The 17285-nt window shown below is 37.0% G+C and carries 5 protein-coding genes, 23 tRNA genes and 3 rRNA genes; all 31 read right to left on the bottom strand.

Features of this window, described 5'->3' with window-relative positions:
• Nucleotides 1-37 precede the first annotated feature (37 nt).
• Nucleotides 38-2491, bottom strand: coding sequence for an ATP-dependent Clp protease ATP-binding subunit (locus FRIFI_RS14595; protein ID WP_166506177.1), 2454 nt, complete (start codon nucleotides 2489-2491; stop codon nucleotides 38-40).
• Between the two features lie 231 nt (nucleotides 2492-2722).
• Nucleotides 2723-4654 carry an elongation factor G gene (locus FRIFI_RS14590; protein ID WP_166506176.1) on the bottom strand — a complete coding sequence of 644 codons (1932 nt, stop codon included), beginning with the start codon at nucleotides 4652-4654 and terminating at the stop codon, nucleotides 2723-2725.
• 565 nt (nucleotides 4655-5219) lie between these two features.
• Nucleotides 5220-8657 (bottom strand): pyruvate carboxylase, encoded by a 3438-nt coding sequence (locus FRIFI_RS14585; RefSeq protein ID WP_166506175.1) that lies wholly within the window; start codon nucleotides 8655-8657, stop codon nucleotides 5220-5222.
• 408 nt (nucleotides 8658-9065) lie between these two features.
• Nucleotides 9066-9182: ribosomal RNA gene (gene rrf, locus FRIFI_RS14580) — 5S ribosomal RNA — on the bottom strand.
• Between the two features lie 58 nt (nucleotides 9183-9240).
• Nucleotides 9241-12143: ribosomal RNA gene (locus tag FRIFI_RS14575) — 23S ribosomal RNA — on the bottom strand.
• Between the two features lie 259 nt (nucleotides 12144-12402).
• A 16S ribosomal RNA gene (locus FRIFI_RS14570) occupies nucleotides 12403-13905 on the bottom strand.
• The 16S, 23S and 5S rRNA genes sit together here, the layout of an rRNA operon.
• A gap of 537 nt (nucleotides 13906-14442) precedes the next feature.
• Nucleotides 14443-14856, bottom strand: coding sequence for a hypothetical protein (locus tag FRIFI_RS14565; protein WP_092921872.1), 414 nt, complete (start codon nucleotides 14854-14856; stop codon nucleotides 14443-14445).
• 21 nt (nucleotides 14857-14877) lie between these two features.
• Nucleotides 14878-15129: a DUF2508 family protein gene (locus FRIFI_RS14560; RefSeq protein WP_166506174.1), complete on the bottom strand. Its 252-nt coding sequence runs from the start codon at nucleotides 15127-15129 to the stop codon at nucleotides 14878-14880.
• 159 nt (nucleotides 15130-15288) lie between these two features.
• Nucleotides 15289-15364: transfer RNA gene (locus tag FRIFI_RS14555), tRNA-Val, on the bottom strand.
• A gap of 5 nt (nucleotides 15365-15369) precedes the next feature.
• Nucleotides 15370-15446, bottom strand: a tRNA-Arg gene (locus FRIFI_RS14550).
• Between the two features lie 5 nt (nucleotides 15447-15451).
• Nucleotides 15452-15525 (bottom strand) — tRNA-Cys (locus FRIFI_RS14545).
• Between the two features lie 10 nt (nucleotides 15526-15535).
• Nucleotides 15536-15611, bottom strand: a tRNA-Lys gene (locus FRIFI_RS14540).
• An 8-nt stretch (nucleotides 15612-15619) separates the two neighbouring features.
• Nucleotides 15620-15696: transfer RNA gene (locus FRIFI_RS14535), tRNA-His, on the bottom strand.
• 11 nt (nucleotides 15697-15707) lie between these two features.
• Nucleotides 15708-15784, bottom strand: a tRNA-Pro gene (locus FRIFI_RS14530).
• Nucleotides 15785-15804: 20 nt separating this feature from the next.
• Nucleotides 15805-15881 (bottom strand) — tRNA-Ile (locus FRIFI_RS14525).
• A 12-nt stretch (nucleotides 15882-15893) separates the two neighbouring features.
• A tRNA-Met gene (locus FRIFI_RS14520) sits at nucleotides 15894-15970 on the bottom strand.
• 9 nt (nucleotides 15971-15979) lie between these two features.
• Nucleotides 15980-16055: transfer RNA gene (locus FRIFI_RS14515), tRNA-Phe, on the bottom strand.
• 3 nt (nucleotides 16056-16058) lie between these two features.
• Nucleotides 16059-16147, bottom strand: a tRNA-Ser gene (locus tag FRIFI_RS14510).
• Between the two features lie 4 nt (nucleotides 16148-16151).
• Nucleotides 16152-16227: transfer RNA gene (locus FRIFI_RS14505), tRNA-Lys, on the bottom strand.
• A gap of 10 nt (nucleotides 16228-16237) precedes the next feature.
• Nucleotides 16238-16313 (bottom strand) — tRNA-Gln (locus FRIFI_RS14500).
• A gap of 7 nt (nucleotides 16314-16320) precedes the next feature.
• A tRNA-Arg gene (locus tag FRIFI_RS14495) sits at nucleotides 16321-16397 on the bottom strand.
• A gap of 12 nt (nucleotides 16398-16409) precedes the next feature.
• Nucleotides 16410-16484 (bottom strand) — tRNA-Gly (locus tag FRIFI_RS14490).
• 20 nt (nucleotides 16485-16504) lie between these two features.
• Nucleotides 16505-16588: transfer RNA gene (locus FRIFI_RS14485), tRNA-Leu, on the bottom strand.
• A gap of 10 nt (nucleotides 16589-16598) precedes the next feature.
• Nucleotides 16599-16683: transfer RNA gene (locus FRIFI_RS14480), tRNA-Tyr, on the bottom strand.
• A 7-nt stretch (nucleotides 16684-16690) separates the two neighbouring features.
• A tRNA-Thr gene (locus FRIFI_RS14475) sits at nucleotides 16691-16765 on the bottom strand.
• A gap of 4 nt (nucleotides 16766-16769) precedes the next feature.
• Nucleotides 16770-16845 (bottom strand) — tRNA-Asn (locus tag FRIFI_RS14470).
• 28 nt (nucleotides 16846-16873) lie between these two features.
• Nucleotides 16874-16950: transfer RNA gene (locus FRIFI_RS14465), tRNA-Asp, on the bottom strand.
• A gap of 5 nt (nucleotides 16951-16955) precedes the next feature.
• Nucleotides 16956-17031 (bottom strand) — tRNA-Val (locus FRIFI_RS14460).
• 9 nt (nucleotides 17032-17040) lie between these two features.
• Nucleotides 17041-17114: transfer RNA gene (locus FRIFI_RS14455), tRNA-Gly, on the bottom strand.
• A gap of 9 nt (nucleotides 17115-17123) precedes the next feature.
• A tRNA-Glu gene (locus tag FRIFI_RS14450) sits at nucleotides 17124-17198 on the bottom strand.
• A gap of 9 nt (nucleotides 17199-17207) precedes the next feature.
• Nucleotides 17208-17283, bottom strand: a tRNA-Met gene (locus tag FRIFI_RS14445).
• Nucleotides 17284-17285: the final 2 nt, after the last annotated feature.

The following is a 17285-nucleotide window of genomic DNA, read 5'->3' as shown; positions in this document are numbered from 1 at the left end:
AAGGGGAATACTCTCCCCCTTATTATATATATTACTACTATTTGCACTTAAATACTATCTTATTATTTTCTACCTCTGCTATAACAACATTTCCACCTCGTATGTCTCCTTTTAGTATTACTTCTGAAAGTGGATTTTCTATCTCTTTTTGTATGGCTCTTTTTAGTGGTCTTGCACCATACTGTAAGTCTAATCCAACTTTTGATATAAATCTTATGGATTCTTCGGTCATATTTAGGTTTATGTTCATAGCTTGCAACCTCGATGCTAATTCTTTTGTCATTAATTTTACTATTTCATCTAAATCTTCCTCTGTTAGTGAATGGAATACTATTATATCATCTATTCTATTTAAAAATTCAGGTCTAAATTTTTGTTTAACTTCTTCCATTATACATTCTTTCATATTTTCATAATCACTCTTGACTTTTTCCTCTTTATTTCTATTTGTAGAGAATCCTAATATTCTTTGAGAGCTTATTTTTGTTGCCCCTACATTAGAAGTCATTATTATTATAGTATTTTTAAAGTCTACAGTTCTACCTTTGGAATCTGTTAGTCTTCCATCATCTAATATTTGCAATAAAATATTAAATACATCTATATGCGCTTTTTCTATTTCATCAAGTAAAATTACAGAGTAAGGATCTCTCCTTACTTTTTCTGTTAATTGGCCACCTTCTTCATAACCTACATATCCTGGTGGTGACCCTATTAGTCTAGATACTGCATGTTTTTCCATATACTCAGACATATCAAGTCTTATTATCTTATTTTCATCTCCAAATTGCACTTCTGCTAAGGCTTTTGATAATTCTGTCTTGCCTACTCCTGTAGGACCTAAGAATAAGAAAGATCCAATTGGTCTATTTGGATCTTTTAATCCTGCTCTTGACCTTCTTATAGCTCTCGAAATTGACTTCACTGCCTGCTCTTGACCAACCACTCTTTCATGTAATATTTTCTCTAACCTTAATAATTTGCTAGATTCAGATTCTACTATTTTATTTACAGGTATACTGGTCCATAATTCTACAACTTCTGCAATATCTTCTGGTTTAACTACTTCTGTATATTTTCCCATAGCATTCCATTGTTGTTTTACTTCTTTAAGTTCTTTCTTCAAATTTTCTTGCTGTTTTTTTATTTTATCAATTTTCTCAAAATCTTGATACATTACTGCTTTGTCTTTTTCCTTATCTATGCTTTCGATTTCTTCTTCTAATCCTAAAATTTTAATTGATGATTTGCCTATTTTTAACCTAACTCTTGATGCAGCTTCATCTATTAAATCTATAGCTTTATCTGGTAAAAATCTATCAGTTATATATCTTATAGATAAATCTACTGCTGCAACTAAAGATTCATTACTTATTTTTAATTTATGAAAATCTTCATATTTATCTCTAATACCCTCTAAGATTTTTATACTTTCTTCTCTAGATGGTTCTTTAAGCACTACTGGTTGAAATCTTCTTTCAAGAGCTGAATCCTTTTCTATATGCTTTCTATATTCATCTATTGTTGTTGCTCCTATAATTTGTAGTTCTCCTCTTGATAGTACAGGTTTAAGTATATTTGATGCATCTATTGTACTTTCTCCAGTTGCACCTGCACCTATTATTGTGTGTATTTCATCTATAAATAGAATTACATTGCCATTTTTTATAACCTCATCTATAACTTGCTTTATTCTATCCTCAAATTCACCTCTATATTTTGCACCTGCTAGCATAGAACCCATATTTAAAGTATATAAGCTTTTATTTTTTAAAGTTTCAGGCACATTTCCTTCTGATATGTTTATAGCTAATCCTTCTATTATAGAAGTTTTTCCTACGCCTGGATCTCCTATTACAACTGGATTATTTTTTGTTCTTCTACTTAATATTTGTATAACTCTCTCTATTTCAATTTTTCTACCAACTACAGGGTCTAATTTACCTTGGGAAGCTAGTTTTACAAGATTCTTACCATATTTATCTAAAAGTTTTAGAGATTCCTCTTGTACCTTAACTGTGTATTTTTCTTCTTTTTCTTGTTGTATTGAGTACTCCTCTAATCCCATCATATCAATTATTAATTGCACAATAGCTCTCTCATCAATACCTTCTAAGTTTAATATTTTCATAGCAGTACCATTGCCTTCTTGAACTATCGCTAACAAAATATGCTCTGTTCCTATATAATTAGTTCTTAACTTATTAGCAAACATGCCAGAGAGCTCTAATATTTGTTTACTCCTTGGACTTAATGTTACATCTTCTACTGGCTCATTAGCGTTGCCTTTTATTTCAATTATTTTTGATTTGATTATGCTATCTGTTAGCCCTAACTGCATTAATACTTTTCCTGCTATTCCTTCCTTTTCCTTTATTAAGCCAAATAAGATATGTTCACTACCTACCACTTTATGACCCAAACTTTGTGCACTTTCTATACCTATATCTATTGATCTCTTTGCCCTTTGAGTAAATCTGTTGAAATACAAACTTTACCCTCCTCTCTATTATAATAATTACTTAATGCTATCTATATTTGATTAATTTAGTAATTAATTATAGTCAACCTTTTTAATATCATTCAGTTACTTCATAATACACATCTACTAAATGTATATTTAATCTAATTTATATGCATTTTTTTCATTATTGTTCCAAGGTTTAACTTGTACTTTCTAAAAAATTTAAGGCTCTAGATGAGCAATCTAGAGCCTTAAATTTTATTTATTATTTTCCAACTCTATTATTTTTTGAGCTAATTGAGCTGGAACTTCTTCATATGTTTCTAATTCCATCTCAAAATAACCTCTTCCCTGAGTCATGGCCCTTAAATCTATTGCATATTTAAAAGTTTCTGCTTGTGGAGCATTTGCATATATTATTTGTTTTCCTTTTTCATCAGATTCCATTCCAAGTATTTTTCCTCTTCGCTTATTTATATCCCCCATTATATCCCCCATATACTCTTCTGGAACAGTTATCTTAAACTTCATTATAGGCTCTAGTAAAACTGGCTTAGCCTCTTCCATACCCTTCTTAAATGCTATACCTGCTGCTAATTTAAATGCCATTTCTGATGAGTCTACATCATGATATGACCCATCATATAAAGTTGCTTTTATATTTGTAACTGGAAAACCTGCTAAAACTCCCTTTACCATGGAATCCTTTATACCTTTTTCTACTGCTGGGATATATTGTTTTGGTACAGATCCACCAAATATTTCTTCAGCAAACTCAAAATCTAAATTACTTCTTTCAAATTTAATTTTGACATCTCCGTATTGCCCATGACCTCCTGACTGCTTTTTATGCTTACCTTGAACTTCAGCTTTTCCTTTTATAGTTTCTCTATAAGCTACTTTTATATCTTCTAAACCAATATCTACACCAAATTTTGACTTAATCTTATTTTTTATAGTATTTATATGGAGTTCCCCTTGACCTCCTATTAATACTTGTTTTGTCTCAGGATTTCTATACCACTTAATAGTTGGGTCTTCTTCAACCACTTTATTTAATGCAGAACCTATCTTATCTTCATCTCCTTTATTTTTAGGAACCACTGCATAATATATTTGTGGCTTTGGTAAGTTTATATCTTCTAATTCGTATTCATCCTTACTTATAGATACAGTATGACCAGTTTGAAGTGAATTTACTTTTGTTACGATTATTATATCTCCACATCTAGCCTCACTTAGCTCTATAAGATCTCCATTTTTCATAGTATATATATTATATATTTTTTCTTTCTCTGATTTATTCAAATTAAATAATTCACAGTCTTTATTTATTTTACCTTGAGTTACCTTTATATAAGACATTTTTCCTATGAATGGGTCTACTATTGTTTTAAATACTTGCCCTTTAAATTTAGCCTCTATATTAGAGTACTTTGGCTGCAAATATTTTGAAACAGTTTCTAATATTTCAGTTGTTCCTATATTGTTTATAGTTGAACCACATATAACAGGAATTATATCTCCTCTTTGCATACCTATAGTTATCCCTTTTTGTATATCTGCATCACTTAAATCTTCTCCACTAAAATACTTATCTAATAACTCATCATCTGTTTCTGCTATAAGCTCCATTAGCGCTTCTTTTACACTCATAGCTTCTTGCTTAAATTCTCCATCTAATCCATCCATATTTTCAAAAACATTATGTAATTTTATAAATTCTTTATTCTCGTATATCGGTATAATCATTGGTACTACTTTATTGCCATACTTCTCTCTAAGCATAGCTAGTGTATCTTTATATCTAGATTTTTCATTATCAATTTTATTTATGAACATTATTTTTGGCATGTTTTCAGTTAATTCTAATGATTTTTCTGTTCCCACTTGGACGTCAGTTGTTGCATCTATAACTATTATAGCTGCATCACTTGCATTAAGAGATGATATTACTTCTCCATAGAAGTCAAAGTAACCTGGTGTGTCTAATAGATTGTATTTATAGTCATTATACTCTACTGGAGTTAATCCTATACTGTATGTCATATTCATTTTATCAGTTATTCTCGGTATTTTACTAGTTAACTTTGATGTGTATGCTATGGCTTCAATTAAGTTTGTCTTCCCGCATCCACTATGACCTAGTATTGCTATATTTCTTATATTACTACTATCGTAAATTTTCATATAAGCACCTACCTTTATAATTTATAAATTACTTTGAGTATTTCACTATAATTACATAACTAAATTTTATTTTTTGATAATAAGTATGTAAACATCTTAACTCTAGGTGGTGATATAAATATTTCCCAAGAAATAGTTAGTACTTAAGGTCTTAGTCATTAATTCTATACTTATTACCTCTTTCCTCTCTTTTACTGTAATTTCATATTTAATAATAAATTTTATTTTATATATATATATTCAATAATCTATATATAATTCCACTTATTATTTATACAATTCTAATGTAGTATATTAATAATAATTTTTCTCATATTTTACTATTGATATACATTTTATCTATTTATCGAAGTTTAATTTATTTAATTGATTATGTCTTTATACTGACAATTATTTCTTCTATTTTTCGATAAATAAAAGAACTTATGCCTTTTAAGCATAAGTTCTTTTTTAGCTTATCATATTATTACAAACTAACTTTAAAGAAGAATATCTTCATATTTTAATCCATTTAATTTATATTAGAAATTCTTAAGTATTGTTTTATATGAGTTAAGCGAATTTTTTATTTATCTTTCATAGTTATAAGTAATTGCTTATCTCTTACTAATTCCCCTTCTTCAACTTTTATTGATTTTACAATACCATCTGCTTTAGCAACTATTATAGTTTCCATTTTCATTGCTTCTATAATAATCATTGGTTGATTTTGTTTTACTTCATCATCTTCTTTAACTAAAATTTTAACTACTTTTCCAGGTATACTAGCTCCTATTTGCATAGGGTCATTCATATCAGCTTTTATTATATCTTTTATGTTCCCAGAGTAGTTATTATCTTTTATATCTATATCCCTCATCATACCATTTAATTCAAATGATACTGTTCTATTTCCATTTTCTTTAACATCACCTATATCTACTAACTTTATAGTAAGTATTTTACCTTCTTCTATCTCTACTTCACACTCTTCACCTTTATTTAATCCATAGAAATACACATGACTATCTAGCTTTGATATATCATTATATAGTTGCAGATGTTTTAGGTAATCTTCATATACCTTTGGATATAAAGTATAACTTAATATATTTCTTATATTTGTATTCATTTTGAATCTCTTATCTAAATCAGCTTTTATACTTTCAAAATCTTCCTTTGGAATTAATTTACCAGGTCTTTCTTCTATCGGAGTGTCTCCTTTTAATACTACCCTTTGAATATCTTTTGGTATTCCTCCTTCTGGTTGACCTATCATTCCTTTACAGTAGTCTAATACAGAATCTGGAAATGATAATTTTTCACCTTCTTCTATTATGTTATTCTTATCTAATTTATTTTTTACCATAAATATAGCAAGGTCTCCTACTACTTTAGATGATGGAGTTACTTTTATAATATCTCCCAATATTTCATTTGCTTCTTTATACTTTTCTTTTACTTCATCAAATTTATTTGACAGTCCTAAGCTATCAGCTTGTGGTTTTAGATTTGTATATTGTCCTCCTGGTATCTCATATTTATATATTTCAGCAGAAGGATTTGATAAATCACTTTCAAATCTAGAATATATTTTTCTTAAATCTTTATAATAGTTTCCTATTTCTTCATATCCATATAAATTAATCTGAGTATCTCTTTCAGTATTTTTAAGTGCTTCTACAATAGCGTTTAGTGATGGTTGGCTAGTTAAACCTGCCATAGTTTCTAATGCTCCATCCACTATGTCCACCCCTGCCTCAGATGCCATAAGGCAAGTTGCAATACCATTTCCACTTGTATCATGTGTATGAAGATGTATAGGAGTATTGACATTATTTTTTAATTCTTTTATAAGAGTATATGCTGAATATGGCTTAAGTAAGCCTGCCATGTCTTTTACGCATATTATATCTGTACCTAATTCTTCTAGCTCTTTAGCCATTCTTATATAATATTCTAAATTATATTTATTCTTTGTTGGATCTAATATATCTCCTGTGTAACATATACTAGCCTCTACTATTTTTCCAGTTTCTAAAGCTGTTGATATAGATGGCTTCATATTTTCCACCCAATTTAGAGAGTCAAATATTCTAAATACATCTATTCCCTGTTCTGCTGATTGTTTTATAAATTCTTCAATTACGTTATCTGGATAATTTTTATATCCAACTCCATTTGATGCTCTAAATAACATTTGGAATAATACACTAGGTATCTCTTCTCTAAGTTTTTGTAGTCTAATCCATGGAGATTCTTTTAAGAATCTATATGCAACATCATAGGTTGCTCCGCCCCACATCTCAATAGAAAATAAATCTTTCATATACTCATTAGTTGGTTTTGCTACTTTTAATAAGTCATATGTTCTAAGTCTTGTAGCTAGTAATGATTGATGTGCATCTCTCATAGTTGTATCTGTCAGCAATAGTTTCTTTTCATTTTTAATAGATTCCATATACTTTTCTTTACCTAATCTATTAAACAGATCCCTACTTCCTTCATTAAGTATTATATCTTTATTTATCTTAGGCTGATATATTGAATCAAATGAAGGTTTATCTTCGCATTTATTTTCATTTACTACTGTATTCCCTATAAATTGAAGTAATTTTGTACCTCTATCTTTACTTTCTCTTATCTCAAATAATTCTGGATTAATATCTATAAATCTGGTGCTACATTTTCCCTCTACGAATATAGGATTATTCAATACATTTACCAAAAATCCTATATTAGTTTTAACACCTCTAACCCTAAATTCTTTGATAGATCTTATAGTTTTATTTATTGCACCTTTAAATGTTCTATCCCAAGATATAGTCTTTACAAGTAGACTATCATAGTATGGACTTATATTTGCCCCTGCAAATCCATTACCTCCATCTAGTCTAATACCAAATCCTGAGCCAGTTCTATATACTTGTATTTTGCCTGTATCTGGCATAAATCTATTTTTAGGGTCTTCTGTTGTTATTCTACATTGAATAGAATATCCTCTTAGTTTTACATCTTCTTGAGATTTTATATTTATCTCATCACTATCCAACCTATATCCTTGAGCAATTAATATCTGACTTTGCACTATATCAATACCGGTTACCATTTCAGTTACCGTATGTTCTACTTGAACCCTTGGGTTCATTTCTATAAAATAGTATTCTCCACTATCATCTACTAAAAATTCTAAAGTACCTGCATTTATATATCCTACATGCTTAGCTATTTTAACTGCGTCATTGCATATATTTTCTCTCAATTTATCGCCTAGAGAAAATGCTGGTGAATATTCTATTATCTTTTGATGTCTTCTTTGTACTGAACAATCTCTTTCATACAAATGTACTATATTTCCATACTTATCCCCTAATATCTGTACCTCTATATGTTTAGGATTAGCTATATACTTTTCTATGAATATCATGTCTTCACCAAAAGCTTTTTTTGATTCACTACATGCTGTTTCATATTCTATACTTAAATCTGATTCGTTATAAACAACCCTCATACCTCTACCGCCACCGCCGTTAGAAGCTTTAAGCATTATTGGATATCCTATTTCTTTAGCTATTTCTTTGGCTCTTTTAACATCTTTGATTGGTTCATCTATTCCTGGTATAGTAGCTACATCCACCTCTTTTGCTATTCGTTTTGAATTTATTTTATCTCCCATCATATTCATTATATCTGCTGATGGACCTATGAATGTTATTCCATTTTTCTCACACTTCTTTACGAACTCTGGATTTTCAGATAAGAAACCATATCCTGGATGAATTGCATCTACATTTTTCTTCTTAGCTAATTCTATAATACTATCTATATCTAGGTATGCGTCTATTGGACCTTTATCTTCTCCTATTAAATAAGATTCATCTGCTTTTGTTCTAAACAAACTATATTTATCTTCTTTACTATATATCCCCACGCTCTTTATTCCCAATTCAGAGCAGGCTCTAAATATCCTTATAGCTATTTCTCCCCTGTTAGCAACTAAGATTTTATTAAATTTTTTAAACATAATCCTAATCCCCTCCCTTTTTCTTTTAATATTAAAGATTATAAACTATGTTATTTAATGTTTAAATACGTTTACTTGAAGTCCTTAATAAATAATATAAATACATTTAAATAAATAACTTTTATCTTATATAACAAAAAATACCTAACTTTAGTTAAGGCGGTTTAGATTATATTATTAAGTATTTAAATTTTTTTATTTTTAATATAGAAATTTATTGGAATTGATGCATATTTTGAACTAATCGTTTGTTTAGATATCATTTAATATAGCAAATTTATCGCATTTGCATTAAATAAATGATTTTGGAAATATTGTATAGCTTAGTATTGATTTTTATAAAGACTTATTTTTTATTATATGCTTTAAAATATAAATATTACTATTTTTTCACATAAAAAAAAGATTACGTGGCTACGTCTTACTCTCCCAGGGGGTCGCCCCCCAAGTACCATCAGCGCTAAAGAGCTTAACTTCTGTGTTCGGTATGGGAACAGGTGTATCCTCTTTGCTATAATAACCACATAATCTTTATCTTTTAGAGTTAATACTCTGAAAACTGTATATCATTTAGTTAATGATTTTGGTCAAGTCCTCGACCTATTAGTATCGATAAGCTAAATACATTACTGCACTTACACCTTCGACCTATCAACCAGGTAGTCTTCCTGGGGTCTTACCCTTACGGTGGGAAATCTTATCTTGAAGTTGGCTTCGCGCTTAGATGCTTTCAGCGCTTATCCATTCCGTACATAGCTACCCAGCCATGCCCTTGGCAGAACAACTGGTACACCAGAGGTACGTCCATCCCGGTCCTCTCGTACTAAGGACAGGTCTCCTCAAATTTCCTACGCCTGCGACGGATAGGGACCGAACTGTCTCACGACGTTCTGAACCCAGCTCGCGTACCACTTTAATGGGCGAACAGCCCAACCCTTGGGACCTACTACAGCCCCAGGATGTGATGAGCCGACATCGAGGTGCCAAACCTCCCCGTCGATGTGGACTCTTGGGGGAGATAAGCCTGTTATCCCCAGGGTAGCTTTTATCCGTTGAGCGATGGCCCTTCCATGCGGAACCACCGGATCACTAAGTCCGACTTTCGTCCTTGCTCGACCTGTATGTCTTGCAATCAAGCTTCCTTTTGCCTTTACACTCTTCGCACGATTTCCGACCGTGCTGAGGAAACCTTTGAGCGCCTCCGTTACTTTTTGGGAGGCGACCGCCCCAGTCAAACTGCCCACCTGACGGTGTCCCAAGACCTGATTCAAGGCCTCTGGTTAGGATCCCAGTACTACAAGGGTGGTATCCCAAGGATGACTCCACACAGACTGGCGTCCATGCTTCATAGTCTCCCACCTATCCTGTACATGTAGTACCAAGACCCAACGTCAAGCTACAGTAAAGCTCCATGGGGTCTTTCCGTCCTGTCGCAGGTACCCGGCATCTTCACCGGGATTACAATTTCACCGAGTCTATTGTTGAGACAGTGCCCAAATCGTTACGCCTTTCGTGCGGGTCGGAACTTACCCGACAAGGAATTTCGCTACCTTAGGACCGTTATAGTTACGGCCGCCGTTTACTGGGGCTTAAGTTCACTGCTTCGGATTACTCCTAACAGATCCCCTTAACCTTCCAGCACCGGGCAGGCGTCAGCTCCTATACATCGTCTTGCGACTTAGCAGAAACCTGTGTTTTTGGTAAACAGTCGCTTGGGCCTATTCTCTGCGGCCATCCAAAGGATGGCACCCCTTATCCCTAAGTTACGGGGTCATTTTGCCGAGTTCCTTAACAATAGTTCTCTCGCTGGCCTTAGGATACTCTCCTCACCCACCTGTGTCGGTTTACGGTACGGGCACCTTTAACCTCGGTAGAGACTTTTCTCGACAGTGTGAAATCAGCTACTTCGCTCTAAAGAGCTCCCCATCGTACCCTAGCATTATCAAGACGGATTTGCCTATCTTGACTGCCTCAGTACTTAGCCACACATAACCAACAGTGTGGTTAGCTTATCCTACTGTGTCATCCCATTCCTCAAACGGTTATTGGTGGTACAGGAATATCAACCTGTTGTCCATCACCTACGCCTTTCGGCCTCGGCTTAGGTCCCGACTAACCCAGGGCGGACGAACCTTCCCCTGGAAACCTTGGGTTTACGGCCCGTGGGATTCTCACCCACGTCTCGCTACTCATGCCAACATTCTCACTCGTATACTGTCCACATGTCCTTACGGTCATGCTTCAGCCTGCATACGAAGCTCCCCTACCCATCATAAATGATGCCGTAGCTTCGGTAGTACGTTTTAGCCCCGGAAATTTTCGGCGCAGGATCACTCGACCAGTGAGCTATTACGCACTCTTTAAATGAGTGGCTGCTTCTAAGCCAACATCCTGGTTGTCTGTGCAATCCCACATCCTTTACCACTTAACGTACATTTAGGGACCTTAGCTGACGATCTGGGCTGTTGCCCTCTTGACTATGAATCTTATCACCCACAGTCTGACTCCTGAGCAAAAGAAGACGGCATTCGGAGTTTGATAGTCTTCGGTAAGTGCAATACCCCCTAGGACATTCAGTGCTCTACCTCCGTTTCTCTAAGCTCAAGGCTAGCCCTAAAGCTATTTCGGGGAGAACCAGCTATCTCCGGGCTCGATTGGAATTTCACCGCTATCCACAAGTCATCCCCGAGCTTTTCAACGCTCGTGGGTTCGGTCCTCCACGAAATTTTACTTTCGCTTCAACCTGCTCATGGATAGGTCGCCCGGTTTCGGGTCTACGTCAAGTAACTTAAATCGCCCATTTAAGACTCGCTTTCGCTACGGCTCCACACCTTAAGTGCTTAACCTTGCTACTTAACGTAACTCGTTGGCCCGTTCTACAAAAAGTACGCGGTCACACAAGAAATGTGCTCCCACAGCTTGTAAGTACAGGGTTTCAGGTTCTATTTCACTCCCCTCCCGGGGTTCTTTTCACCTTTCCCTCACGGTACTATGCGCTATCGGTCACTAGGTAGTATTTAGGCTTGGAGGATGGTCCCTCCTGCTTCCCACAGGGTTTCACGTGTCCCGTGGTACTCTGGATCATATCTGAAGTCTTCTCGTTTTGACTACGTGGCTGTTACACTTTATAGCGGAGCTTTCCAACTCTCTTCGTCTACAATAGCCTCTTCGTTGATGATATGTCCGCAACCCCAACAAAGAAAACTTTGTTGGTTTGGCCTGTTCCGCGTTCGCTCGCCGCTACTTACGGAATCGATTTTTCTTTCTCTTCCTCCAGGTACTTAGATGTTTCAGTTCCCCGGGTTCCCCTCGCTAAGCTATGTATTCACTTAACGATACTTAGACATTACTCTAAGTGAGTTTCCTCATTCGGAAATCTTCGGATCAAAGTTTACGTGCAACTCCCCGAAGCTTATCGCAGCTTATCACGTCCTTCATCGGCTCCTAGTGCCAAGGCATCCGCCCTGCACCCTTAATAACTTGACCAGTTATTAAAAAGTTATCGCGAATGAACAAACTTCGTATTCACTCAGTTTATTCCATTGCTTAAAGTTATTTTAAAGACTTTTCTTGTCTATTTATAAAAAATGATGTCATATCACTAAATGTTATACAGTTTTCAAAGTACTAAAGTACGTCGCCAACAAACAAATTTCGTATTCACTCAATTTATTCTGTTGCTTAAAGTACTAATTTTGAGGTTCTAATGAACTCTCAAAATTAAACAGTAGGTAATTCTCCTTAGAAAGGAGGTGATCCAGCCGCACCTTCCGATACGGCTACCTTGTTACGACTTCACCCCAGTTATTGATTTCACCTTCGACGGACGCTTCCAAAAGGTTAGCTATCCGGCTTCGGGCGCCCCCAACTTCCGTGGTGTGACGGGCGGTGTGTACAAGACCCGGGAACGCATTCACCGCAGCATTCTGATCTGCGATTACTAGTAACTCCAGCTTCATGTAGGCGAGTTTCAGCCTACAATCCGAACTGAGAATGGCTTTAAGGGATTAGCTCCACCTCACGGTTTGGCTGCCCTCTGTACCACCCATTGTAGCACGTGTGTAGCCCTAAGCATAAGGGGCATGATGATTTGACGTCATCCCCACCTTCCTCCAGGTTATCCCTGGCAGTCCCTCTAGAGTGCCCAACTTAATGCTGGCAACTAAAGGCAAGGGTTGCGCTCGTTGCGGGACTTAACCCAACATCTCACGACACGAGCTGACGACAACCATGCACCACCTGTCACTTCTGTCCCCGAAAGGAAAGATGCGATTAGGCATCGGTCAAAAGGATGTCAAGCTTAGGTAAGGTTCTTCGCGTTGCTTCGAATTAAACCACATGCTCCGCTACTTGTGCGGGTCCCCGTCAATTCCTTTGAGTTTCACTCTTGCGAGCGTACTTCCCAGGCGGAGTACTTAATGCGTTAGCTGCGCCACCGAAGGGGGTAACCTCCGACAGCTAGTACTCATCGTTTACGGCGTGGACTACCAGGGTATCTAATCCTGTTTGCTCCCCACGCTTTCGTGCCTCAGCGTCAGTTACAGTCCAGAGAGCCGCCTTCGCAACTGGTATTCCTCCTAATATCTACGCATTTCACCGCTACACTAGGAATTCTACTCTCCTCTCCTGCACTCAAGTCTTACAGTTTCAAGAGCTTACTACGGTTGAGCCGTAGCCTTTCACTCCTGACTTGAAAGACCGCCTACGCACCCTTTACGCCCAGTAATTCCGGATAACGCTAGCCCCCTACGTATTACCGCGGCTGCTGGCACGTAGTTAGCCGGGGCTTCCTCCTCAAGTACCGTCATTATCTTCCTTGAGGACAGAGCTTTACGACCCGAAGGCCTTCATCGCTCACGCGGCGTTGCTGCATCAGGCTTTCGCCCATTGTGCAATATTCCCCACTGCTGCCTCCCGTAGGAGTTTGGACCGTGTCTCAGTTCCAATGTGGCCGATCACCCTCTCAGGTCGGCTACTGATCGTCGCCTTGGTAAGCCGTTACCTTACCAACTAGCTAATCAGACGCGGGTCCATCCTGTACCGCCAGAGCTTTGATAAGAAAGCCATGCGACTTTCTCATATTATCTCGTATTAGCATACCTTTCGGTATGTTATCCGTGTGTACAGGGCAGGTTACCCACGCGTTACTCACCCGTCCGCCGCTCTTTACCGAAGTAAATCGCTCGACTTGCATGTGTTAGGCACGCCGCCAGCGTTCATCCTGAGCCAGGATCAAACTCTCAAATAAAAGTTGTTACCTGCTCAGACTATCATTATCTGAATATCTGGCTTGGTTTGTTTTCGATTCTTTTAAGAATCAGTTATATAAATTAACCTACTGTTTAATTTTCAAAGTTCATTTTCATTTTGCCCTTTTCTTAAGGACAAGTAATACTATATCATCTTATTTTTAAATCGTCAATACTTTTTTAAAAAAAATTATTTTTTATTTATAATGTGCTTTTCAACAATTATATTATGTGTAAGATAGAGTATATTTATTCATTATTTTATTATTAACTTAAAAAAAATTAGCTATGCAATTTTATTTAAATTAATACAACTATATGCTTATAAATTTGATAAACTATATATATTTAAATATTATTATTAAGATGAATGAAAATTATATCCAAAGGCATATAATCATCTGCTTATAATTAACCTATTCACAAAAATCTTTTATCTTCTATATTATACTTAATATAAGTTTATTAAGTATAATTAAATTACTTATTATAAAAAAGAAAGGATATTAAGTAATATTAATACCCTTCCTCTTTTATTAATCAACTTGTGATAATAATCTTCTCGCAACATCAGATACTTTTAATTCACCTAGTTCTGCATGTCCTATCGCTATAACTACTTTTATGGCATCATCTGTATTATCCCATTTATAAGCCCTAGCATTCATAACAGCATCTTCTGGCATTATTTCTTCTAGTTCCATAGCTAATTCATCTGCTAATGTTATATATTCATCAAATAAATCTTCACTATCTATTTCTTCTAAATCATAGTCTTCTTTTATTATTTCATTTAAATTGTCTATATCTATACTTATTTGGTAAGCTAATGTATCTTCTCTTTTTGTTCCTTTAGTTAAATCTTTTTCTACTATAAAGTCACTATTTTCTTGTATAGTCTCTTTTAATTCTTCGCTATCTACTATTTCATCCCCAAAAACTACGTACATGATTTAATCATCTCCTTAGAATTATTTTGCTATTGATTCTACTAAAGACTCTTGTAATGTCTTCTTTATTCCTCTTTCCTTAGCAATCTTTATTAAATATCTATATCTTGATTTTTTTGCCTCTAATTCATATATAGCAACATCCACTAACTCTGGATCCGTAACTAGTTGAAAAAAATGTTCTGCTGTTTCAACATCCAACTGAGCTCTTTTTATCTCCTTTATTAGTTTTTGCTTTTCTTTATTTTTATTAATGTTTTTTATTTTAGACATAGTCATCCTCCCTAAATTATATTTTATTAAGAATTTTGACATATTCTAAAATCTATATACCATTATATGTAAATTTAATTCCTTTATCAAGATAATATATATTCTTAGTTTTATTTTTTGCATATAAAAACCTCTAGTGATTTTCACTAGAGGTTACACTGGTGGGATTAACAGGGCTCGAACCTGTGACCCCCTGCTTGTAAGGCAGGTGCTCTCCCAGCTGAGCTATAATCCCGGATATGGTGCGCCCAAAGGGACTCGAACCCCTAACCTTCTGATTCGTAGTCAGACACTCTATCCAGTTGAGCTATAGGCGCAATTTTGGAGGCGACACCCAGATTCGAACTGGGGATCAAGGAGTTGCAGTCCACTGCCTTACCACTTGGCTATGTCGCCGTAATATAAATGGTGACCCATCCGCGACTCGAACGCGGGACACCCTGATTAAAAGTCAGGTGCTCTACCGACTGAGCTAATGGGTCATTTTAAATGGGGTGGATAATGAGATTCGAACTCACGGCCTCCAGAGCCACAATCTGGCGCTCTAACCAACTGAGCTATACCCACCATATCTATATTGGTCGAGGTGAAGGGACTCGAACCCCCGGCCCCATGGTCCCAAACCATGTGCGCTACCAAACTGCGCTACACCTCGGTATTACTGAGTAATTAATGTGGTGGGCCATCAGGGACTCGAACCCCAGACCTACCGGTTATGAGCCGGGCGCTCTAACCAACTGAGCTAATGGCCCACATTAATTAAGTGGTAGCGGTAACAGGAGTCGAACCTGTGACCTTTCGGGTATGAACCGAACGCTCTAGCCAACTAAGCTATACCGCCACGAATTAATGGTGCCCAGAGGCGGAATCGAACCACCGACACGGGGATTTTCAGTCCCCTGCTCTACCGACTGAGCTATCTGGGCATTTGGCGGAGAGGGTGGGATTCGAACCCACGGTGCCGTTAAGCATCACTGGTTTTCAAGACCAGCTCCTTAAACCACTCGGACACCTCTCCGTATTGGTGACCCATCCGCGACTCGAACGCGGGACACCCTGATTAAAAGTCAGGTGCTCTACCGACTGAGCTAATGGGTCATATTTAATTTGGCAGGGGATGCAGGACTCGAACCTACGCATGTAGCAGTCAAAGTGCTATGCCTTACCGACTTGGCGAATCCCCTATGAATGTGGTGAGCGCACAGGGATTCGAACCCCGGACACACGCCTTAGAAGGGCGTTGCTCTATCCAGCTGAGCTATGCACCCACATTATTTATTTGGAGCGGGAAACGAGATTCGAACTCGCGACTTCAACCTTGGCAAGGTTGCGCTCTACCACTGAACTATTCCCGCATAGTTTAGTTTATTAAAAGTGGTGCGGATGAAGGGAGTCGAACCCCCACGCCGTAGGCGCCAGATCCTAAGTCTGGTGCGTCTGCCAATTCCGCCACATCCGCATACTTTTTATGGTGGAGGATGGTGGATTCGAACCACCGAAAGCAATGCTAACAGATTTACAGTCTGCCCCCTTTGGCCGCTCGGGAAATCCTCCGTATTTATGGAGCTGGTGATAGGAATCGAACCTACAACCTGCTGATTACAAGTCAGCTGCTCTACCGTTGAGCCACACCAGCGTATTGGCGGGAATAACAGGACTCGAACCTGTGACCCAATGATTAACAGTCATTTGCTCTACCAACTGAGCCATATTCCCACATAAAAAGTATTTATTAAATTTAACTTGGCGACCTGGAAGGGACTCGAACCCTCGACCTCCAGCGTGACAGGCTGGCATTCTAACCAGCTGAACTACCAGGCCGCGAATGGTGGGACTAACAGGGCTCGAACCTGTGACCCCCTGCTTGTAAGGCAGGTGCTCTCCCAGCTGAGCTATAGTCCCATAAGTTTTTGGAGCGGGTGAAGGGGATCGAACCCTCACAGCCGGCTTGGAAGGCCGGAACTCTACCATTGAGCTACACCCGCATATTAAGTTGGTGACCCATAGGGGAATCGAACCCCTGTTACCGCCGTGAAAGGGCGGTGTCTTGACCGCTTGACCAATGGGCCATATTTATTTGGTTGCGGAGGCAGGACTCGAACCTGCGACCTTCGGGTTATGAGCCCGACGAGCTGCCAACTGCTCCACCCCGCGAT

Source organism: Romboutsia hominis (assembly GCF_900002575.1).
Lineage (GTDB): Bacteria > Bacillota > Clostridia > Peptostreptococcales > Peptostreptococcaceae > Romboutsia_C > Romboutsia_C hominis.
The sequence above is the reverse complement of the archived record's forward strand: the minus strand, read 5'-3'. Positions and strand labels throughout refer to the sequence as shown.